Origin of the sequence: Burkholderia sp. AU33803 (genome assembly GCF_002223095.1) — a bacterium.
Taxonomy (GTDB): Bacteria; Pseudomonadota; Gammaproteobacteria; order Burkholderiales; family Burkholderiaceae; genus Burkholderia.
Map to the genome: position 1 here is coordinate 1,789,184 of NZ_NKFJ01000006.1, position 18,874 is coordinate 1,808,057.

20 protein-coding genes are annotated in these 18,874 nt (G+C 68.7%); all 20 read right to left on the reverse strand.

The window, feature by feature from the left end; all coding sequences use genetic code 11:
- Nucleotides 1-52: 52 nt before the first annotated feature.
- The 20 genes from CFB41_RS25285 to CFB41_RS25380 all read right to left on the reverse strand — a co-directional run bounded on the left by CFB41_RS25285 (nucleotide 53) and on the right by CFB41_RS25380 (nucleotide 18,837).
- A complete protein-coding gene (locus tag CFB41_RS25285; RefSeq protein WP_089458322.1) occupies nucleotides 53-1,024 on the reverse strand; it encodes a YCF48-related protein in 972 nt (323 codons plus the stop codon).
- Between the two features lie 150 nt (nucleotides 1,025-1,174).
- On the reverse strand, nucleotides 1,175-2,380 hold the full coding sequence (locus tag CFB41_RS25290; protein WP_089458323.1) for an acetyl-CoA C-acyltransferase: 1,206 nt from the start codon (nucleotides 2,378-2,380) through the stop codon (nucleotides 1,175-1,177).
- Nucleotides 2,381-2,391: 11 nt separating this feature from the next.
- A complete protein-coding gene (locus CFB41_RS25295) occupies nucleotides 2,392-2,877 on the reverse strand; it encodes a MaoC family dehydratase (RefSeq protein ID WP_089458986.1) in 486 nt (161 codons plus the stop codon).
- Complete coding sequence (locus CFB41_RS25300; protein ID WP_089458324.1) at nucleotides 2,877-3,677, reverse strand: SDR family oxidoreductase; 801 nt, start codon at nucleotides 3,675-3,677, stop codon at nucleotides 2,877-2,879. Before CFB41_RS25300 ends, CFB41_RS25295 begins: the two co-directional genes overlap by 1 nt.
- Nucleotides 3,674-4,876 carry an acyl-CoA dehydrogenase family protein gene (locus CFB41_RS25305; RefSeq protein WP_089458325.1) on the reverse strand — a complete coding sequence of 401 codons (1,203 nt, stop codon included), beginning with the start codon at nucleotides 4,874-4,876 and terminating at the stop codon, nucleotides 3,674-3,676. The genes CFB41_RS25300 and CFB41_RS25305 overlap by 4 nt, the downstream gene beginning before the upstream one ends.
- Entirely contained in the window at nucleotides 4,873-6,111 is a 1,239-nt protein-coding gene (locus tag CFB41_RS25310; RefSeq protein ID WP_089458326.1) for an acyl-CoA dehydrogenase family protein, read from the reverse strand. Before CFB41_RS25310 ends, CFB41_RS25305 begins: the two co-directional genes overlap by 4 nt.
- A 3-nt stretch (nucleotides 6,112-6,114) precedes the next feature.
- Nucleotides 6,115-6,993, reverse strand: a complete 879-nt coding sequence (locus CFB41_RS25315) for an SDR family oxidoreductase (RefSeq protein ID WP_089458327.1) — start codon at nucleotides 6,991-6,993, stop codon at nucleotides 6,115-6,117.
- 33 nt (nucleotides 6,994-7,026) lie between these two features.
- Nucleotides 7,027-8,178 carry an acetyl-CoA C-acetyltransferase gene (locus CFB41_RS25320; protein WP_089458328.1) on the reverse strand — a complete coding sequence of 384 codons (1,152 nt, stop codon included), beginning with the start codon at nucleotides 8,176-8,178 and terminating at the stop codon, nucleotides 7,027-7,029.
- Nucleotides 8,178-9,245, reverse strand: a complete 1,068-nt coding sequence (locus tag CFB41_RS25325) for an acyl-CoA dehydrogenase family protein (RefSeq protein WP_089458329.1) — start codon at nucleotides 9,243-9,245, stop codon at nucleotides 8,178-8,180. Before CFB41_RS25325 ends, CFB41_RS25320 begins: the two co-directional genes overlap by 1 nt.
- A 35-nt stretch (nucleotides 9,246-9,280) precedes the next feature.
- The gene (locus tag CFB41_RS25330) at nucleotides 9,281-10,450 is read right to left on the reverse strand and encodes an acyl-CoA dehydrogenase family protein (protein ID WP_089458330.1); all 1,170 of its coding nucleotides are present in this window, start codon (nucleotides 10,448-10,450) and stop codon (nucleotides 9,281-9,283) included.
- Entirely contained in the window at nucleotides 10,447-11,256 is an 810-nt protein-coding gene (locus CFB41_RS25335; protein WP_089458331.1) for an enoyl-CoA hydratase family protein, read from the reverse strand. Before CFB41_RS25335 ends, CFB41_RS25330 begins: the two co-directional genes overlap by 4 nt.
- Nucleotides 11,257-11,280: 24 nt before the next feature.
- Nucleotides 11,281-12,369, reverse strand: a complete 1,089-nt coding sequence (locus CFB41_RS25340) for a nitronate monooxygenase family protein (protein WP_089458332.1) — start codon at nucleotides 12,367-12,369, stop codon at nucleotides 11,281-11,283.
- Nucleotides 12,366-13,298 carry an enoyl-CoA hydratase gene (locus CFB41_RS25345; protein ID WP_089458333.1) on the reverse strand — a complete coding sequence of 311 codons (933 nt, stop codon included), beginning with the start codon at nucleotides 13,296-13,298 and terminating at the stop codon, nucleotides 12,366-12,368. The genes CFB41_RS25340 and CFB41_RS25345 overlap by 4 nt, the downstream gene beginning before the upstream one ends.
- Nucleotides 13,299-13,306: 8 nt before the next feature.
- Nucleotides 13,307-14,104, reverse strand: coding sequence for a CoA-transferase subunit beta (locus tag CFB41_RS25350; RefSeq protein ID WP_089458334.1), 798 nt, complete (start codon nucleotides 14,102-14,104; stop codon nucleotides 13,307-13,309).
- Between the two features lie 10 nt (nucleotides 14,105-14,114).
- Nucleotides 14,115-15,008: a CoA transferase subunit A gene (locus tag CFB41_RS25355; RefSeq protein ID WP_089458335.1), complete on the reverse strand. Its 894-nt coding sequence runs from the start codon at nucleotides 15,006-15,008 to the stop codon at nucleotides 14,115-14,117.
- A gap of 9 nt (nucleotides 15,009-15,017) precedes the next feature.
- Nucleotides 15,018-15,914 (reverse strand): VOC family protein, encoded by an 897-nt coding sequence (locus CFB41_RS25360; protein ID WP_089458336.1) that lies wholly within the window; start codon nucleotides 15,912-15,914, stop codon nucleotides 15,018-15,020.
- Between the two features lie 370 nt (nucleotides 15,915-16,284).
- A complete protein-coding gene (locus tag CFB41_RS25365; RefSeq protein ID WP_256941179.1) occupies nucleotides 16,285-17,082 on the reverse strand; it encodes an FkbM family methyltransferase in 798 nt (265 codons plus the stop codon).
- A 170-nt stretch (nucleotides 17,083-17,252) separates the two neighbouring features.
- Nucleotides 17,253-17,669, reverse strand: a complete 417-nt coding sequence (locus tag CFB41_RS25370) for a type II toxin-antitoxin system VapC family toxin (protein ID WP_256941275.1) — start codon at nucleotides 17,667-17,669, stop codon at nucleotides 17,253-17,255.
- Nucleotides 17,656-17,892, reverse strand: a complete 237-nt coding sequence (locus CFB41_RS25375) for a DNA-binding protein (RefSeq protein ID WP_089442454.1) — start codon at nucleotides 17,890-17,892, stop codon at nucleotides 17,656-17,658. The genes CFB41_RS25370 and CFB41_RS25375 overlap by 14 nt, the downstream gene beginning before the upstream one ends.
- Before the next feature lie 261 nt (nucleotides 17,893-18,153).
- The gene (locus CFB41_RS25380; protein WP_089458339.1) at nucleotides 18,154-18,837 is read right to left on the reverse strand and encodes a hypothetical protein; all 684 of its coding nucleotides are present in this window, start codon (nucleotides 18,835-18,837) and stop codon (nucleotides 18,154-18,156) included.
- Nucleotides 18,838-18,874 lie beyond the last annotated feature (37 nt).

Consider the following 18,874-nt stretch of genomic DNA (forward strand, 5'->3'; position numbering starts at 1 on the left):
ATTCTCTTGTCGATGCGAAACGAACGGGAGCAGGCAGCAGGACGGCCGCGCGTCAGGACGGCGTTGACGCAACCGCGCCGGCGAGCGGCGCGACGCCGGCTTCGCCGCCGAGCAGCAGCGCGCCGTGGCCCATGTCGAGCACGGCCGCGAGGCTCTGCACGCCGCCGAGCTTGCGCACGTCGAAGGTCAGCCCGCCGTCGCGCGACGCGACGATCGCGCCGCCCTGGCCCACCAGCACGAGTTCGCCGTCGGCGAGCTGGGTCGCGCCGAAGTACGACACCGGCACGTGGCTGTCGACGTGCGTCCAGGTCGCGCCGCGATCGGTGCTGCGCACCACGTTGCCGCGCATTCCATACGCGACCCAGTCGCCGTTCGCGAGCATCAGCGCGCCGAACAGCGAACCGGCGTACGGCGACGGCAGCTTGTCCCACGTCGTACCGTTGTCGGTCGAGCGCAGCAGCGTGCCGCTCTCGCCCGCGACCAGCAGGTTGCCGTGGCCGTCGCCTACGATCGCGTTCAGGTGACGGTCGCCGGCCGGCGTCTTCACGGTCTGCCACGTGAGGCCCGCGTCGTCCGAGCGCAGTAGCTGGCCGAAGCTGCCGGCCGCGAACAGCGGGCCGTTGGCCGCACCCCATAAGGACAGCAGCGGATCGGAATGCGCATGGTCCATGTGCACGTCGCGCCAGTGCAGGCCGGCGTCGTCGCTGCGCACGATCCGGCCGTCGTGGCCGACCGCGATGCCGAGCGTCGGCGTGATGAAGCGCACCTGCGTGAGTGTCGATGCCTGGTCGGGTGTGGTCGACGCCGGTCGCCAGTGGGCGCCCGCGTCGTCGCTCAGCAGGATCACGCCGCGTTCGCCGACCGCGACGATGCGCGCGCCGGCCCGGGCGAGCCCGTTGATCTGCAGCCGGTCCGCATGGATCGCCGTGACCGGGAACGCCGGCAGCGGGCGCGGCGAAAACGCGAACAGCGCGGCGCCGAGCACGAGCGCCGACATCGCGAGTCCGGGCAAAGTTCGTTTCATCGCTTGTCTCCTGTGTCTGCGTGCGACGACGGTTCGCGCCCTCGCGCCCACCGCCGCCGCCTGCATGTCTCCGGGCCGTCGGTCGTTGCCGTGGCCTCGAATGGTCCTGAATGGCGGGCCGCTCGTACCGCGCGGCCCGTCCGCGCGCCGCTACGCGCCGACTTCGAACAGCGCGGCGGCACCCATCCCGCCGCCGATGCACATCGTCACGACCGCGTGCCGCACGCCGCGCCGCGCGCCTTCGAGCAGCGCGTGCATCGTCATCCGCGTACCCGACATCCCGAACGGATGGCCGAGCGCGATCGCGCCGCCATCGACGTTCAGCCGGTCGTCGGGAATGCCGAGCGTGTCGCGGCAGTACAGCGCCTGGCACGCGAATGCCTCGTTCAGCTCCCACAGCCCGATGTCGCCGACGGTCATCCCGAAGCGCGCCAGCAGCTTCGGAATCGCGAACACCGGGCCGATGCCCATCTCGTCGGGCTCGCAGCCGGCCACCGCGAGGCCGCGAAACGCGCCGAGCGGCGTCAGGCCACGGCGCACCGCCTCGCTGCGCGACATCACGACCACGGCGGCCGCGCCGTCCGACAGTTGCGACGCATTGCCGGCCGTCACGAACTCGCCCTGCTCGACGACCTTGCCGCCGCTCCACGACGGCTTCAGCCCCGCGAGCCGCTCGGCCGTCGTGTCGGCACGCACGCCTTCGTCGCGCGCGGCGCCTACATCCTCGAAGCCGGCCGGGTTGCCTTCCTTGTCGAACAGCGCGCGCCGCACGTCGAGCGGCGCGATTTCCGCGTCGAAGCGGCCGGCCGCCTGGGCTTCAGCCGTGCGCAGGTGGCTCTGCAGCGCGAATTCATCCTGTGCGGCACGCGAGATCCCGTAGCGGCGCGACACGATCTCGGCCGTCTCCATCATCGCCATGTACGCGGCCGGCTGGTGGTCGAGCACGGCCTGCGAGCGCGCGCGATACGCGTTCTTGTGCTTGTTCTGCGTGAGCGAGATCGACTCGACGCCGCCCGCGACGACGATCCGCGCATCGCCCGCGCCGATGCTGCGCGCGGCGCTCGCGATCGACATCAGGCCCGACGAGCACATGCGGTCGATCGCCATGCCGGGCACCGACGCCGGCAGCCCCGCCGCCGCGGCCGACAGGCGGCCGATGTTGTAGCCCTGCGTGCCCTGCTGCGCGGCGCAACCGATCAGCACGTCGTCGACGTCGGCCGGCGCGACGCCCGCGCGTTCGAGTGCGGTGCGCACGACGTGGCCGCCCAGCACCGGCGCCTCGGTGTCGTTGAACATGCCGCGAAACGCCTTGCCGATCGGCGTGCGTGCGACGGAAACGATGACTGCGTCTTCCATGTGTCTGCTCTCTAGAAGTAGTAACGGCTGATCGTGTCGGCCACGCAGCCGGGCTTCGCTTCGCCTTCGATCTCGACGGTCACACGAATCCAGGCCTGCACACCGCCGTCGAGCGGCTCGACGCGCAGCAGCTCGCCGACGCCGCGCACGCGCGCGCCGACCTTCACCGGCGCCGGGAAACGGATCCTGTCGCAGCCGTAGTTGACGCCGAGCCGCGCGCCGTCGATCCGCACGATCTGCGGCAGGAAGTGATTGACGAGCGACAAGGTCAGGTAGCCGTGCGCGATGCACACGCCGAACGGGCCGTCCTTCGCGCGCACCGGGTCGACGTGCACCCACTGGTGGTCGCCCGTCGCATCGGCGAAACCATCGATGCGGAACTGGTCGATCGCGAGCCATGCGCTCGCGCCGAGCGTGTCGCCGACGGCCGCCGCGAGTTCGCCGGGATGCGCGAACACGCGAGGCGTCGCGTGCACGGGGTCGAGGGTCGTGCTCATCATGCGTGCTGGCCGCTGACCGACAGCACTTCGCCAGTCATGTACGACGCGTAATCGCTTGCAAGGAACACCATCACGTTCGCGACCTCCCAGACTTCCGCGGCGCGCCCGAAGGCTTCGCGCGACGCCAGTTGATTCAACAAATCGGCCGGGGCCGACTTCTTCAGAAAATCGTGCATCGCGATGCTCGGCGCGACCGCGTTGATGCGCACGCCGTACGGCGACGCCTCGAGCGCCGCGCAGCGCGTGAGCGCCATCACGCCCGCCTTCGCCGCCGCGTAGTGCGCCTGTTCCGCTTGCGCGCGCCAGCCGAGCACCGATGCGTTGTTGACGATCGCGCCGCGGCCTCGGGCCTGCATGTGCGGCAGCATCGCGCGCGTCATCCGGAACGTCCCGGTCAGGCTAATGTCGATCACGCGCGACCATTCGGCATCGTCCATATCGACGATGCGGGTCGACCCGCCGAGCCCGGCGTTGTTGATCAGCACGTCGACGCCGTCGAGCTTGTCTTGCGCTTGCGCGACCAGCGCCTGCACGTCGGCCTCCACCGCGACGTTGCACAGGCGGCCGTAGACCTGTTGCAGCCCCGTTTCGGCGCGCAGCGTCTCGACCGCCTGTTCGAGGCGCTTTTCGTGGATGTCGGAGATGAACAGCGCGCGACAACCTTCTTCCGCGCAGCGACGCGCGGCCGCGAAGCCGATGCCGGCGCCGGCGGCGGCCGTGATCAGCACCGATTTGCCGGCGAGCAGCTGGTGGCCCGGCACGTAGGCCGGCGCTTTCTGGATGGTGGGTTCGGTCATGCTGTTCCTCTCGCTTCCCTGGGCATGCCGAGCCCGCGCTCGGCCATGATGTTGAGCTGGATTTCGTTGGTGCCGGCGTAGATCGTGTCCGCGCGGGAGAACAGGAACACGCGCTGCAGATGAGTGAGCTTTTCGTCGGCCGGGTCGATCACGTTCGCGCGCGGGCCGAGGGCATCCATCGCGAGCTGGCCGAGGTCGCGGTGCCAGTTCGACCAGAAATACTTGTAGATCAGCGCCTCGCGACGCAGCGGCGTACCGGCGCCGGCATCGGTGTCGTCCGCGCCGGACAGCATCCGCAGCGCGTTGTAGCGCATCACGCGCAGCCCGGCCCACGCGCGGCCGATCCGCTGGCGCAGCACGGGATCGCGATCCGCGCCCGATTCGCGCGCGGCGTCGATCACCCATTCGAGTTCGCGGACGAACTGCATCTGCTGGCCGAGCGTCGACATCCCGCGCTCGAAGCCGAGCAGCGTCATCGCGATCCGCCAGCCGTCGCCGGGTGCGCCGACGAGGTCGCGGGCTTGAGCGCGTGCGCCGTCGAAAAATACTTCGTTGAATTCGGCACCGCCGTTGAGCTGTTTGATCGGCCGGATCTCGATACCCGGCTGGTCGAGCGGCATCAGCAGGAACGACAACCCCTTGTTGCCCTTCGACGCGGGATCGGTGCGCGCCAGCACGAAGATCCAGTCGGAATCGTGTGCGAGTGACGTCCAGACTTTCTGGCCATAGACGCGCCACGTGCCGTCCGCATCCTGTTCGGCGCGCGTGCGTACGTTGGCCAGGTCGGAACCCGCGCCAGGCTCCGAATAGCCCTGGCACCAGAACTGTGTGCCAGCGAGGATGCCGGGCAGGAAGCGCGCACGCTGGTCATCGGTGCCGCACGCAACGAGCGTCGGCCCGAGCAGCCCTTCGCCGATATGGCCCATCCGCCCGGGGCCGCCCGCGCGTGCGTATTCCTCGTGGAAAATCACCTGCTCGGCGACCGAGAAGCCGCGCCCGCCGGCATCCGTTGGCCAGCCGAGGCCGGTCCAGCCGCCCTTCGCCAGTTCCTGCTCCCACGCCTTGCGCAGCTCGGGCCACGCTTCCTCGTCGCCGGGGCCACCGCGGTATTTCAGGCATGCGAAGTCACCGGTCAGGTGCGACTGCACCCAGTCGGCCACTTCGTGCCGCAATTGCTGTTCGCGCGTTTCGCTGTTCATTGCAGGGCTCCTGCGCGTGCGGCCGATGGACGCGATGCCAACGCACTGGCGGGTGCGAATGCGGCGTCGCGATGCGATGCGCCGCCGTCGATCGCATGGGACGCGATCCATTCGAGCAGTTGCGGCGTGCTGCCGAACTGCGCCCCCGACGCCTGTGCGCGCTTGAAATAGAGATGCGGGTCGTATTCCCACGTAAAGCCGACGCCGCCGTGCAGCTGGATCGCTTCCTGTGCGCAGAACGCATACGCGTCGTTCGCAGCGGATTTCGCGGCGGCGATGTCGGCACGCAATGCGTCGCTCGGCTGCGTGTTACCGGTTTCGGCATCCCACGCATGTGCAGCCCCGAGCACGGCCGAGCGCGCCGATTCGATCAGCACCATCATCTGTGCGCAGCGGTGCTTGACCGCCTGGAACGATGCGATCGCACGGCCGAACTGCACGCGCTGGCTCGTGTAGTCGAGCGTCAGGTCGAGGCATTGCTGGGCGCCGCCGAGCTGTTCGGCGGCCAGCGCGAGTGCCGCGAACCAAGAGGTGCGCTCCAGCGCCTGCACCGCCGCCGTGCCGCACGCCAGCAGCGCGTCGCGGCTCACGCGGGCTTCGTCGAATACCACGCGCGCGATCGGCCGTGTTGCATCGAGCGTGTCGAGCGGCGTGACTTTGATCCCGGATGCCGTTGCGACGTCGATTGCGAACAGGCCGATCGACTGCCCTTCGTTCGCGATCCGCGCGGGCACCAGCAGCAGGTCGGCACGCGCGCCGTCGATCACCTGTTCGATCGTGCCGGACAGCGCGTAGCCGCCCGCCGTCTCTTCCGCGACGACCGGCAACGACCGCACAACGGTCGGGAGATCGAACGGCAGCGCCAGCGTCGCGCTGCACGCGCCTTCTCCGACCCTTGCCAGCCAGTCTTTCGCCAGCGGCGTCTCGGCACAGCCCGCGAGCGCGGTCGCCGCGAGGCACGCCGTCGAAAAATACGGCACGCACGCAATGCGCCGGCCGAGCTGTTCCATCAGTACCGTCTGCTCGACTGCACCCAGCCCCAGCCCGCCGGCTACCTCGGGCAATGCGAGCGCATTCCAGCCGAGTTCGCCGGACAGCGCGGCCCACAACGCATCGTCGCGGCCGGCCGACTGCTCGAGCGAGCGGCGCACGTCGGCGGACGCGCTGCGCTCGGCAAGCACGTCGGCCGCCGCGTCGCGGATCATCGCCTGTTCGTCGGTGAGCGCCAGATCCATTTCTCAGCTCCCGTACACGCGCTGCGCGGGGCGCGCAGCGGCGAGCAGCTGTGCCACCGCCGGGCCGACCTCGGCCGCCGCCCAGCGCGCGCCGCGATCGACGCTCGGGCCGGTGCGCCAGCCTTCCGCGACCGCGATCATCCCGCCCGCGACCTCGAACACCTGGCCCGTCACGTCGGCCGACAGCGCGCTGCCGAGCCACACGACCAGCGGCGCGACGTTGGCCGGATCGAAATAGTCGAAGCCGCCGTCCTCGGGCTTCTTCATCATGTCGGCGAACACGCCTTCGGTCATCGACGTGCGCGCGGCCGGCGCCAGCGCATTCACGCGCACGCCGTAACGCTGTAGCTCGGCTGCCTGCATCAGCGTGAGCGCGGCGATGCCAGCCTTTGCCGCGCCGTAGTTCGACTGGCCGATCGAGCCTTGCAGCCCGGCGCCCGAACTCGTGTTGACGATCCGCGCGTCGACCGGGTTGCCGGCCTTCGCCGCGTCGCGCCACACGCGCGCCAGCACGCTCGACAGGCAAAAGTGGCCGCGCAGGTGCACGCGCATCACGTCGTCCCAGTCGGTTTCGGTCATGCTCGTGAACATCTTGTCGCGGCAGATGCCCGCGTTGTTGACGAGCACGTGCACGTCGCCGAATGCTTCGCGTGCCGCGTCGACGATCCGCTGCGCGGTGTCGACCCGCGTGATGTCGTCCGCATTGGCAAGCGCGCGACCGCCGCGCTGTGCGATCTCGTCGACGACCGCTTGCGCGGCATCGTGCCGGATGTCGTTGACGACGACCGCCGCGCCTTCGGCCGCGAACGCCAGCGCGTATGCGCGCCCGAGCCCGCCGCCCGCGCCGGTGATGATGACGGTGCGTCCGTTACAGATTCCCATGCTGGTGCCTCGTGGATCGTGAAGGGGGCGCGCTCACAGGCGCTCGATGATCGTGACGTTCGCGAGGCCGCCGCCTTCGCACATCGTCTGCAGCCCGTAACGGCCGCCCGTGCGCTCCAGTTCGTGCAGCAGCGTCGTCATCAGCCGTGCGCCGGTCGCGCCGAGCGGATGGCCGAGCGCAATGCCGCCGCCGTTCGGGTTGGTCTTTTCGTGCGGGAACCGCGTGTCGGCAAGCCAGGCCTGCGCGACCGATGCGAATGCCTCGTTCATCTCGACGACGTCGATCCGAGACCAGTCGAGGCCGCTCTTCTTCAGCGCCGCCTTCGTCGCGGGAATCGGCGCGGTAAGCATCCACAGCGGATCGTCGCCGAGCACGCTCAGGTGATGGATGCGTGCGCGCGGCGTGAGACCGTAGCGCTTCAACGCCTCCTCCGACACGATCAGCAGCGCGGCGGCCGCGTCGCAGGTCTGGCTCGCAACGGCGGCCGTCAGCGAGCCGCCCGGCGTCAGCGGTTCGAGCGTCGCCATCTTCTCCAGCGACGTGTCGGGGCGTGGCGTTTCGTCATGCAGCACGCCTTCGAGCGGCACGATTTCCCGCTTGAAATGCCCAGCCTCGATCGCCGCCACCGCGCGGCGGTGGCTTTCGAGCGCATAGCGCTCCATTGCGTCGCGCGACAGGTTCCAGTGATCGGCGATCCGCTGCGCGGCGACGAACTGCGACACCGGCGCGTCGCCGAAGCGCGCGCGCCAGCCGGTGCTGCCCGAGAACGGATCGTTGAAGCCGAGCGGCGCCGCGCAGGTCATCGCGGACGAGATCGGGATCTGCGTCATCGTCTGCACGCCGCCGGCCACCACCACGTCCTGCACGCCGCTCATCACGGCCTGCGCGGCAAAATGCACGGCCTGCTGCGACGAGCCGCACTGGCGATCGACCGTCACGCCCGGCACCTGTAGCGGCAGCCCGGCCGCGAGCCAGCAGGTGCGCGCGATGTTGCCCGCGAGCGGGCCGATCGTGTCGACGCAGCCGAACACCACGTCGTCGTATTCATCGGCGGGAATCGCGTTGCGCTCGACCAGCGTCTTCAGCACGAAGCCGCCGAGGTCCGCCGCATGCACGTGCGCGAGCCCGCCCTTGCGACGGCCGGTCGGCGTGCGCAGCGCGTCGACGATATAGGCTTGTTTCATCAGTTCGTTTCCTTGAAGTCGAAGGTCTGCGCGGGGCCGATCGGCAACGCGTCGCCGAGGATCGCGTCGGCCACGCGGGCCTTGTGGAGCGCGCTGTCGCCCCAGCTGCCGGACAGCGCCCAGATGCGTTTCATGAAGATCTGCAGGTCGAGCTCCCACGTGTAGCCGATCGCGCCGTGCACCTGCATCGAGTGGCGGGCGGCGAGCTGCGCGGCCGACGTCGCCGCGAGCTTCGCGTGCGACACGAACACCGCGCGCTGCGGGTGATCGTCGGCGATCGCCTGCGCGGCGCGCGCGACCACCGGCCGTGCGAACTCGTAGCGGATCGCGACATCGGCGAGCAGGTGCTTGAGCGCCTGGTACGAGCCGATCGCCTTGCCGAACTGCTTGCGCTGCGCGCTGTAGTCGATCGCGACGTCGAGCACGCGCTGCGTGAGGCCGAGCAGTTGCGCGGCCACCGCGAACGCGCCGTGGTCGAGCGCGCGGTTCAGCAGCGGCGCGGCTTCGTCGGCGCTCGCGATGCGGGTGGCCGCCGACGGCTCCCAGTCGAGCGTGAACAGCCGCCGCGACGGGTCGACGCTGTCGACCGCACGCCACGCGCACTGCGCGGGGTCGACGCGGTGCAGCTCGCCGCGGTGCTCACACAGCAGCGTCTGCGCGACATGCACGTCGGCCGCATACGGGTTCACCGGATGCACGAGCGCGACGCGCGCGCGCCCTCCGGCGATGTCGCGCAGCAGCGCGTCACGCCAGTCGCTTGCCGGCAGCCGCGCCAGCACGCCGGCCGACACGAGCGCCGTGTCGAGCAGCGGCTCGGGGCTGCCGAAATAGCCGTAGGCCTGCGCGAGGAGCGCCCATTCCGCTTCGGTCAGGCCGAGGCCGCCGTGCGCCTCGGGCACCGACACGGCGGTCAGCCCCTGCGACGCGAACAGCGCCCACAGGTCGTCCGAGCGCCCGGTCGGCGTGGCCCACAGCTCGCGGATCAGCTCGGGCGTCATCTCGGTCATCAGCAGGCGCTTCACGCTGTCCGCGAGCGCTTCCTGGTCTTCATCGAATACGAAATCCATACGATGTCCGTTCTGTAAGAGTGGCGCCGACGCGCTTACGCGCGCGGCATGCCGAGCATCCGTTCGGCGACGATGTTGCGCTGGATCTCGTTGGTGCCCGCGTAGATCGTGCCGGCCTGCGCGAACAGGAAGCCGTCGAGCCAGTGGCCAAGCGTCGCGTGCTGCGCGGCCGTCTGCGGGACGACCTCGCCGTGCGCGCCGAGGATGTCGAGCGCGGTCTGGTGCATGCGCAGATCGAGTTCCGACCAGAACACCTTGTTGGTACTCGACTCCGCGCCGATATGACCGCCCTTCAGCAGCCGGCTCGCGGTCGCGTAGGTCGACAGCGCATAGGCCTGCGCATCCATCCATGCCTGCACCACGCGTTCGCGCAGCGTCGGATCGCGATCGGCACTGTCACGGTGCGCGAGATACAGGTCGCGCAGCGCCTGCGCGGTGCGCTGGAAGCGTGCAGGCGAACGCAGCATCAGCCCGCGCTCGAACCCGGCCGTCGCCATCGCGACCTGCCAGCCCGCGCCTTCCGCTGCCAGCCGGTTCTCGATCGGCACGCGCACGTCGTCGAAGAAGATTTCCGCGAAGCCGGTCTGCCCGTTCAGTTGCCGGATCGGCCGCACCGTGATGCCCGGCGCGGACAGCGGCACCATCAGGAACGTGAGCCCGTGGTGACGCGACGATTCGGGATCGCTGCGGAACAGGCCAAACAACCAGTCGGCCCACACCGCGCGCGTCGACCAGATCTTCTGGCCGTTCAGCACGTATTCGTCGCCGATGCGGGCGGCCGTCGTGCGGATCGCGGCCATGTCGGAACCCGCGTTCGGCTCCGACCAGCCCTGCGCCCACACGTGCTCGCCGGCCGCCATCGCGGGCAGGAAGCGCGCCTTTTGCTCCGCCGTGCCGAAATCCATCAGCGTCGGGCCGAGCAGGAAGATGCCGTTCTGGTTCACGCGCATCGGCGCGTCGGCACGCCAGTACTCTTCCTCGAAGATCAGCCACTCGATCAGGTCGCAGCCGCGCCCGCCCAGCTCGCGCGGCCACGTGACCATGCTCCAGCGGCCGGAGTGCAGCGTGCGCTCCCATTCGCGGTGCGCGGCGAAGCCTGCCTCGGTGTCGAAGCTCGGCAAGCGCTCATGCGGCACGTGCGCCGCGAGCCATGCGCGGATCTCCGCGCGAAACGCCTGTTGTTGCGGCGTATAGGTCAGGTTCATGCGCGTGCCTCCCCGGCGGTTGCCTGCGCATCGAAACGCGCATCGCGCTTCTCGACGAACGCGGCCCGCGCTTCCGTCGAGTCGTTCGTCATGTACGCCTGCAGCGTAAAGCCCTGCTCCCAGCGGTACTTGTCCTCGAGATCGCCGTCCTCGACGCCGTTCAGCGCCTCCTTCGCGAGCCGCACCATCGCCGGGCTCTTCTCCGCGATCTTGCGAGCGATCGCCAGCGCCGCGTCGCGCAGCGTGTCGCGCGTCACGACCTGCTCGACCGCGCCGAGCCGGTACGCTTCGGCCGCGTCGATCATGTCGCCGGTGAAGTACATCGCGCGCACCTTCTGCACGCCGAACAGCCGCTGCAGGTGCGCGCCGCCGCCCATCGCGCCGCGGTCGATCTCGGGCACGCCGAAACGCGCGCAGTCGGCCGCGACGACGATGTCCGCCGCGCCGCAGATGCCGATCCCGCCGCCGAGCACGAAGCCGTGCACGGCCGCGATCACCGGCTTCGGGTTGCGGTGCACCGCACGGAACGTCTCGTAGTTGCCCGCGTTGACCGCGACGATCCGCTCGGGATGCGCGGCCAGTTCCTTGATGTCGACGCCCGCGCAGAAGCCGCGCCCTTCGCCGCGCACGACGATCACGCGCACGTCGTCGTCCTCGCCGAGCGTGTCGAGTGCGCGTGAGAGCGCATGCCAGCCCTGCGCGTCGAGCGCGTTCACGGGCGGATGGGCGATCACCAGTTCGGCGATGCCGTCGGCGCGATCGATCCGGAACGGCGTTGCGCCGGCCGGTTGGTTGGATGTTGTCATCTCCAAAACCTCCCTGTTATGTTTTCACGCGGCCTGTGCGGCCGGCGCGCCGCGCAGCGCGGCCAGTGCGTCGAGCCGCTCGCCCGCTTCCGCGACGATCCGTGCGATCAACACGTCGCACGATTCGATCGCGCCGATCATCGCGGCCGCCTGGCCGCTCGGCAGCACGCCTTCATCCGGGCGGCCCTCGACGATCGCGCGCTGGATCAGGAACGGCGCGTTCGCCGCCATCAGCGTCTGGCTGGCCGTGTAGTCGTGCGAGCGCAACGCCTTGAGCGCGAGGCCGAGCATGTCGCCGGTGCTCAGGCCGTTCTGGCGCCGCCAGGCCTCCGCCGTCTTCAACGCGAACCACGTGCGGCGCAGCGGCCCGAAGCGTTCGAGCTTCAGCAGGTACGGGTTGTCGATCATCCGTTGCGGCAGCCCGTCGAGCGCGTCCGATACGCGGATGCGCGCCGGGTCGCCCACCGCGACGTAGCTTTCGAGCGTCTCGCGCGGCACCGGCGATTCGGCGCTCATCAGGAAGCGCGTGCCCATCGCGATGCCGGCCGCGCCATACGCGAGCGCGGCCGCCAGCCCGCGCCCGTCGAAGAACCCGCCGGCCGCGACCACCGGCACGCGCACCGCGTCGAGCACCTTCGGCAGCAGCAGCGTGGTCGGCACCGCGCCCGTGTGGCCGCCGCCTTCCGCGCCCTGCACGGTGACGATGTCCGCACCGAGTTCGACCGCCTTCGCCGCATGCTTCGGCGCGCCGACGGTCGGCATGCAGACGATGCCGGCCTCCTTGAAGCGGCGGATCGTCTTCGCATCGGGCCCGCGGCCGTAGCTCACCGCGCGCAGCCGGTGCTTGATCGCCAGTTCGACGACCTGCTGCGCGTTCTTCTGGAACATGTGGAAATTGATGCCGAACGGCTGGTCCGTCAGCGACTTCACTTTCAGGATCTCGGCCTCGACCTGGTCGGGTTCGAGCGTCGCTCCAGCGAGGAAGCCGAAGCCGCCCGCGTTGCCGGTGGCCGCGACGAGCCGTGCATCGGCCACCCAGCCCATCGCGGTCTGCACGATCGGATAGCGGCAGCCGAGCAGGTTGCACAAAGGCGTATGCAGCGTCGTGCTCATGCGGCGGCTCCGTTGACTGCAACCGGTGCCTGTGTCTGAGCCTGTGTATCGCCGCGGTCCGCGCCGTTCGGCTGGCGCTGCGAGCTGGCCATGCTGCGTGCGTCGTAGCCGCCGAGACGGTCGCCGCTCACCAGCTCGTTGTGCGCATGCGCGAAGTGATGCCACGCGAACGCCGCGTCCATCGCCGCGCGCTTGCCCTGCAGCTCCTCGACGTGGTTCAGCGCCTGCTTGGTCAGCGTGAGCCCGAGGCGCGGCATCGTCGCGATCTTCGCGGCGATCGCGTAGGTCGCGTCGCGCAGCCGCTCGCGCGGCACCACGCGGTTGACCATCCCCATCTGGTACGCGCGCTCGGCCGGCATCCGCTCGCCGAGGAACAGGAATTCCTTCGCGATGCGCGGGTTCAGCTCGTACGCATGCGCGAAATACTCGACGCCCGGAATCCCCATCCGCACGACCGGATCCGCGAAAAATGCATCCTCGGACGCGACGATCAGGTCGCACACCCACGCGAGCATCAGCCCGCCCGCGATGCACGCGCCCTGCACCATCGCGAGCGTCGGCTTCGGCAGGTCGCGCCAGCGCCGGCACATCCCGAGGTACACCTCCTGCTCGCGGGCATAGAGGAATTCGCCGCCCTCCTTGTCGACGTGGTCGTACCACAGCGACGCGCGATCGAACGACTCGTGGATGTCGCGGCCCGGCGTGCCGATGTCGTGGCCCGCCGAGAAATGCTTGCCGGCGCCCGCGAGCACGATCGCCTTCACCGCGTCGTCGTGCGCCGCGCGCCGGAACGCCGCGTCGAGCGCATACGTCATCTTCGAGTTCTGCGCGTTGTGATACTCGGGGCGGTTCATCGTGATCGTCGCGATGCCATCCTCGACCGCGTAGTCGACGACACCGTCGCCGAAGGTCACCTGGGTCGCTTCCATGTCGTGCCTCATCCCCGGCGCGGCGCCGGATTGTTGCGCACGATCGCCGCGCGCAGGTTGTGCGGATCGAGCGCGCGGACGATGCGCAGGTCTTCCGCAGTCGGCGGGGCCGTCGTGCCGAGATCCGGTGCGGCGAGCAGCGGGAAGCCCGTCGCGTCCTGCACCTCGTCGAAGCTCACGCCCTGATGCAGCGAACGCACGCGGATCGCATGGTCCGGCCCGCCGAAATCCATCACGCACAGATCGGTGACGATGCTGCGCAGGTCGACGAAGGTCTTCATCCCGGGCAGCCGGCGCGCCGGGTTGTAGCCGACCGTGCACACCATGTCGACTTCGCTCTCGACGAACGTGCGCTTGCCGTGGCCGCTGACGAAGAACGAGTTCGCATGGTTCGTCGTGTTGCCGGGGAAGCCGCGCGCGCCGAGCAGCTGGGTTTTGGGGCGCGCGTAGTCGTCGCCGAGCCACGAGATGTTGGCCTGGCCGAAGCGATCGATCTGCGTCGGCATCACGAGTGCGTGGCGGCGGCCGTGCCACAGGCAGTCGAACACGCGCTCGTAGGTCATCCAGCCGCTCGCCTTCACGCGATAGCCGTCCGGACGGGGCCCAAGCGGCACCGGCTCCTCGACGAGATACGCTTCGCCGTCGGTCAGCATCAGCCCGTTGTTGTATGCGAGCCGTGCGAGGCCGGCCGCGAGCCGCGGGCCCGTGCCGATGCCGGTCGCCAGCACTTCGCCGTCGTCGCGCCAGAGTCGCGCGGACGCGACGATCATCAGTTCCGCGAGGGAATGGTCGAGAGATTCGCTCACAGGCGCTCCTTTACAGAATCGGCAACGGCAGCGTCGTCACGTGCGACAGGCCGCCGACGCCTTCGAGGTACTGGCGTTCGTCCTGGCCGACCACGTCGCGCAGGTACGCCGTCGTTTTCGCGTCGTCTTCCGCACTCGCGCAGTACGCACGCAGGTGCGGCAGGTCCCAGCCGTAGGCCGGCCCGCACGACGTCGGGTGCGCGCCGCCCGGCGCAGGCACGACGCCGGTGACGAGCGAGCGCTCGAACGGGTTGCGTTTGGCCGCATCGAGGTCTTCGCTCGCGAGCGATGCGTCGACCGTTTCCGCCGACACGTAGCAGCGCCGTGCGGCCCGCGCCATCCACGCATCGAAGAACGGATCGGGGCCGTCGATGCGCGTGTTGCCCATCCGGTCGGCCGCGTTCACGTGCAGCAGCGCGACGTCGAGTTCGATCGCGGGCATCGCGAGCAGCGTCTCGCCGTCGTCATACGGCGATTGCACGGTGCGCAGTTGCGGCGCGTGATCGAGCAGCGCGGTGCCGAGCCCGGCGCGGGTCGGCAGGAACGGCAGGCGTGCGGCAGCCGCGCGCAGGCCCAGCTGCAGCATCCCTTCGTCGAGTTCGAGCACGTCAACGCGGCCGTGCTCACGGGCCCGGCGGAAATGCGGTTCGAGCGGAATCACATCGAGCGACACGAAGCCGAACACCACTTTGCGCACCTTCCCGGCCGCGCACAGCAGGCCGACATCGGCGCCGCCGTACGCGACGATCGTCAGGTCCTTCAGGTTCGAGCGCGCGATCTCGCGCACCAGTGCCATCGGCTTGCGCCGCGGCCCCCATCCGCCGATGCCGATCGTCATGCCGTCGGCGAGTTGCGCGACCACGTCGCGCGCGAACATCGTCTTGTCGAGAGGTTTCATCGTCATCGTGCTGGCTTACCGGTATCCGATGCTGAAATCGTGGCCCCACTGGCTCACCTTCGTGGCCTCGAACACCGCGTGCTTCGACCAGTCGACCGTGAGGCCGCCGAAGCCGTATTCGAGATCGAAGCCGCCGGGGGTCTTCATGTAGAAAGAGATCATCTGGTCGTTGCAGTGACGGCCGAGCGTCGCGGACAGCTTCACGTCGTGCGCGGCCACGCGATCGAGCGCGCGGCCGACTTCGTCCATCGAGTCGACTTCCGCCATCACGTGCACGCAGCCCGACGGCACGGCCATCTCGAACAGCGCGAGGCTGTGATGGCGCGCGTTGCGGCAGTGCATGAAGTGGATGCGCTTCTCCGGTTCCGCCGGATCGGGCGTGAACTTCACGCGAAAGATGTCGGACAGCTCGAAGCCGAGCACGCCGCGCACGAACGCGTCGGTCGCGTCGAACTGCGGCGCGGGCAGCACCGCGTGGCCGAGCCCCATGTCGCCGGTGACGAAGTGCGGGACACCCAGCGGCGACACGAAGCGGCGGAAGTCGCAGCGCGCGCCCCAGTACAGCTCGTGGCGGTTGCCGGACGGGTCGGTGCACCACGCCATCGCCTGCACGCGGCGCAGCGCGGCTTCGTCGCGGGTGGCGCGCACCGGCTCGACGCCCGCGCGCTGCAGGGCCGCCAGCGCGGCGTCGAACGCGGCGCCGTCGGGCAGTTCCCAGCCCGACGCGAAATAGCGGTCGGCCTGGCCGGGGACGATCACGTAGCGGAAATCGCGTTCGTCCATCTTCAGGTACAACGCGCCGTCGGGCGCGTCGAGCGCCTGCATGCCCAGCACGTCTTCGGCGTAGCGGCGCCACGCATCGACGCGAGTCGCCTCGACGACGACATAGCCAAGCGCACGGACATCGATCATGTCGGCCTCCTCCTCGTTCAGAATCCGTTGTTCGTGAAAGGATTCTGGCCGGTCGGGGGTGGTGTTACATCGTCTGTTGGGACGAGAGGCGGCGGGGAACGGGAGGTTCGCGAAAGCCCGGCTGGACGGCGCGGGCATGCGGAAGGGCCGGGAAAACCCGGATGGCTTGCCGTCGGGTTGTTGCCGGGTTGTTGCCGGGTTGTTGCTGGATTCTTGCGAACCGGAAAGGGGATCAGTTCATCGACTGTCTGACCCGGGCATTCGCAGCGGCAGGAAAGTCATTACGCGCACGCCGGTGCGGCCTTCGATACGCATCCGGCGGTCGACATGGGGAGCCTGCGGCGCAACGCCCGGATCCCCGCGCTGCGCTTCATGCCGGCGCGAACCGCACGCGCCGCCACGTATCCGGATCGACGCACACGCCTTCGTTGTCGGGCGTCACTTCGACGAGCCCATGCATTTCGCCGCGTTCGCGTGGAATGCACACGAGGTCGAACGACCAGATGCCGTCGAACACGTTCTCCGGATTGCCGAGGAAGTTGAGGCGATTGAACACGGGCGTGATGAAATACCAGACGCGGTAGTCGAGCGTCGCGAAGCTCTCGAGAAACGCCTTCGAGCCGTCACCCGTGTAGTGATTCAAGTATTCCAGATAGACGATCGGACGATGCCGGCGGAGTGTGTCGCGCGCGCCGCGGATCAGGTTCGGCTCGAAGCCTTCGACGTCGGCCTTCAGGAAATCGACCCGCGGCAAGTCGAGCGAGTCGAGTGTGCGCAGCGGTACCGGTTCGGTGTCGAGATTCGCGCCGAGCAGCGACGACGCGCCGAAGTTGTTCGGCGAACGCGGATCGAAGACCGGGAACGACACCGTGCCTTCCGCATCGCCGACCGCGCACTGCAGCGCGCGGACGTTCAAGCGCTGGTTCAGCGCGAGATTCGCGCAGAGCAACTGGAACGTATGACGCTGCGGCTCGAGCGCATACACGGTGCCGCGCTCCCCGACCGCCCGGGACAGCATCACCGTGTGCGAGCCGATATTCGCACCTGCCTCGACGACCGTGTCGCCTTCGCGGACCACTTGCGCGAAGAGGAACGGCTCGGGCTCGGACCACTCGCCGTACAACGACAGGCTGCGCCCCACGAACTCGTCATTGGAATTGAACAGCATCGTGCCGTATCGGCATCGTTGTTGTGCGTAAAGCGTCATCGCGACCCCGTTCGTTTTGATTGATTTTCCGCGCGATTATACGAGGTGGAAAGAAACGGTTCCGATGGGTCGCTCGACGGCCTTGCGAAACGCCTGCATGCGGAGGCCGACACCCGATGACCGCTGCGCGGCTAGTCGAACGGATTCAGCAACCGCACGCCGGTGCGCGAGAAATCGTCGATGTTGCGCGTCACCACGATGAGATCGTTGATCAGCGCGGTGGCCGCGATCAGCTTGTCGAGTTCATGCGTCGGATCAGGCACGCGCAAATGGCCCCACATCTGGCTGATCTCGATGTCGACCGGCAGGATGTTCGGTGCATAGCCGGCGAGAATCGTCGCCATCCATGCCTCGAGCGCGGACGCCTGTGGGTGATCGCCGCGATGACGAATCAGATCGACGCCTCGGCGAAGTTCAGCAACCGTTACGACGGACAGATAAAGCGGACTCGCATCCGCTGCGGCCTGCTCGAAGAACGCCCGCACGCCACGGTTGGTTCGCTTGCCCTTCCTGATTTCGCTGATGACATTCGTATCAATCAAATACACGCCTGGCCTCGCCGGAATCCTGAACACGTTGAAAATCCGCGTCGTCCCCCACATCGGGCATGCTCATCAACACTTGCGCAAATGTCTTTCGCTTCGGGCGGCCGAGCGCAGCGGCCAGAATGGCCCGGTGTTCGGCCTCGGCACTCCTGCCATTTGCCGCAGCCTGCTCGCGCAGGCTCTGAACGATACTGTCATCCACGTTACGCACCAGTAGATTTGCCATGATTCCCCCATCCAGGTTGATATCAATGATAGCGCCGTAACGGCCAATTGCAATCATTGCTATCACATCCGTTGACAGAGGAAGGACGGTGGTTGACCTCGGCGAACGGCAACGGGCCGCGTGAATCCTTTCGGCATGCGCCGCACGTCCGACACGTCGAACTGCTGGGTGCAAGGTAAGCTGGATCGGTACGACGGGAAAGACAGCCGATCGGCTAGTCATCCCATCCGTCGAAGGCACACGCAACGGGAGCGCAACCGCTCAGAACCGATACGAAATCCCGATCTGCAACACCGGGTACCACCGATAGCGCGACATCACCTGCCGCAGCGAATCCAGCCCGCTCGAGGCCAGGATCTGGCTCTTCGCCGGCCCGGCCGCGGCCGCCAGTTCCGGCGACAGCGTGTACGAACATTTCGGTATCCCGTACGCCACGCCGAGGTCCGCAACGAAGCCCAGCCCCTTCGACGCCGGCCGGTGCCCGTAGCCGATCCCGAAGTACGGCATCACGGTCGGATAGCGCGCTTCCGCCACCGCGTTCATCCCCGGCATCGCCGGATAGTGCTTGCCGCCGAACACGTAGGTGCCGTTGGTCGGCACCGATACGCCGCGCAGATCGTCGTCGTTGAAGCGCAGACCGAGCGTCGCGCGGAAGCCGCTACCTCGCCACGGAAAGATGTCCGCGTACAGGCCGCCCTGGCGCAGCTTCAGGTCGTCCTGATAGCGATTGCCCGCCACCGTGAAGTCATGCGAAAGATCGATCGCGTTGAAGTCCGCGTGCGCGCCCAGCATCGAATTGAAACTCAAGGCCGCGCCGATGCCGACGCCCTGCGTGCCGCCCTGCAGGTAGATCTCCTGCGCAACGACATGCATGCTCGCAGCGCACGTCACCACGACCGCTGCCCATTGGTTCACCGTCATTTTCACGGGCGCCTCCCCCGACATGTGCCGGGCGCGCCTCGCCAACGCATGCGGCCTGTGC

Excerpts from the sequence above, each read along its gene's own strand:
- CFB41_RS25285 (WP_089458322.1), bottom strand. The coding sequence starts at position 1,024 with ATGAAACGAACTTTGCCCGGACTCGCGATGTCGGCGCTCGTGCTCGGC.
- CFB41_RS25290 (WP_089458323.1), bottom strand. The coding sequence starts at position 2,380 with ATGGAAGACGCAGTCATCGTTTCCGTCGCACGCACGCCGATCGGCAAG.
- CFB41_RS25295 (WP_089458986.1), bottom strand. The coding sequence starts at position 2,877 with ATGAGCACGACCCTCGACCCCGTGCACGCGACGCCTCGCGTGTTCGCG.
- CFB41_RS25300 (WP_089458324.1), bottom strand. The coding sequence starts at position 3,677 with ATGACCGAACCCACCATCCAGAAAGCGCCGGCCTACGTGCCGGGCCAC.
- CFB41_RS25305 (WP_089458325.1), bottom strand. The coding sequence starts at position 4,876 with ATGAACAGCGAAACGCGCGAACAGCAATTGCGGCACGAAGTGGCCGAC.
- CFB41_RS25310 (WP_089458326.1), bottom strand. The coding sequence starts at position 6,111 with ATGGATCTGGCGCTCACCGACGAACAGGCGATGATCCGCGACGCGGCG.
- CFB41_RS25315 (WP_089458327.1), bottom strand. The coding sequence starts at position 6,993 with ATGGGAATCTGTAACGGACGCACCGTCATCATCACCGGCGCGGGCGGC.
- CFB41_RS25320 (WP_089458328.1), bottom strand. The coding sequence starts at position 8,178 with ATGAAACAAGCCTATATCGTCGACGCGCTGCGCACGCCGACCGGCCGT.
- CFB41_RS25325 (WP_089458329.1), bottom strand. The coding sequence starts at position 9,245 with ATGGATTTCGTATTCGATGAAGACCAGGAAGCGCTCGCGGACAGCGTG.
- CFB41_RS25330 (WP_089458330.1), bottom strand. The coding sequence starts at position 10,450 with ATGAACCTGACCTATACGCCGCAACAACAGGCGTTTCGCGCGGAGATC.
- CFB41_RS25335 (WP_089458331.1), bottom strand. The coding sequence starts at position 11,256 with ATGACAACATCCAACCAACCGGCCGGCGCAACGCCGTTCCGGATCGAT.
- CFB41_RS25340 (WP_089458332.1), bottom strand. The coding sequence starts at position 12,369 with ATGAGCACGACGCTGCATACGCCTTTGTGCAACCTGCTCGGCTGCCGC.
- CFB41_RS25345 (WP_089458333.1), bottom strand. The coding sequence starts at position 13,298 with ATGGAAGCGACCCAGGTGACCTTCGGCGACGGTGTCGTCGACTACGCG.
- CFB41_RS25355 (WP_089458335.1), bottom strand. The coding sequence starts at position 15,008 with ATGACGATGAAACCTCTCGACAAGACGATGTTCGCGCGCGACGTGGTC.
- CFB41_RS25360 (WP_089458336.1), bottom strand. The coding sequence starts at position 15,914 with ATGATCGATGTCCGTGCGCTTGGCTATGTCGTCGTCGAGGCGACTCGC.
- CFB41_RS25365 (WP_256941179.1), bottom strand. The coding sequence starts at position 17,082 with ATGCTGTTCAATTCCAATGACGAGTTCGTGGGGCGCAGCCTGTCGTTG.
- CFB41_RS25375 (WP_089442454.1), bottom strand. The coding sequence starts at position 17,892 with ATGGCAAATCTACTGGTGCGTAACGTGGATGACAGTATCGTTCAGAGC.
- CFB41_RS25380 (WP_089458339.1), bottom strand. The coding sequence starts at position 18,837 with ATGTCGGGGGAGGCGCCCGTGAAAATGACGGTGAACCAATGGGCAGCG.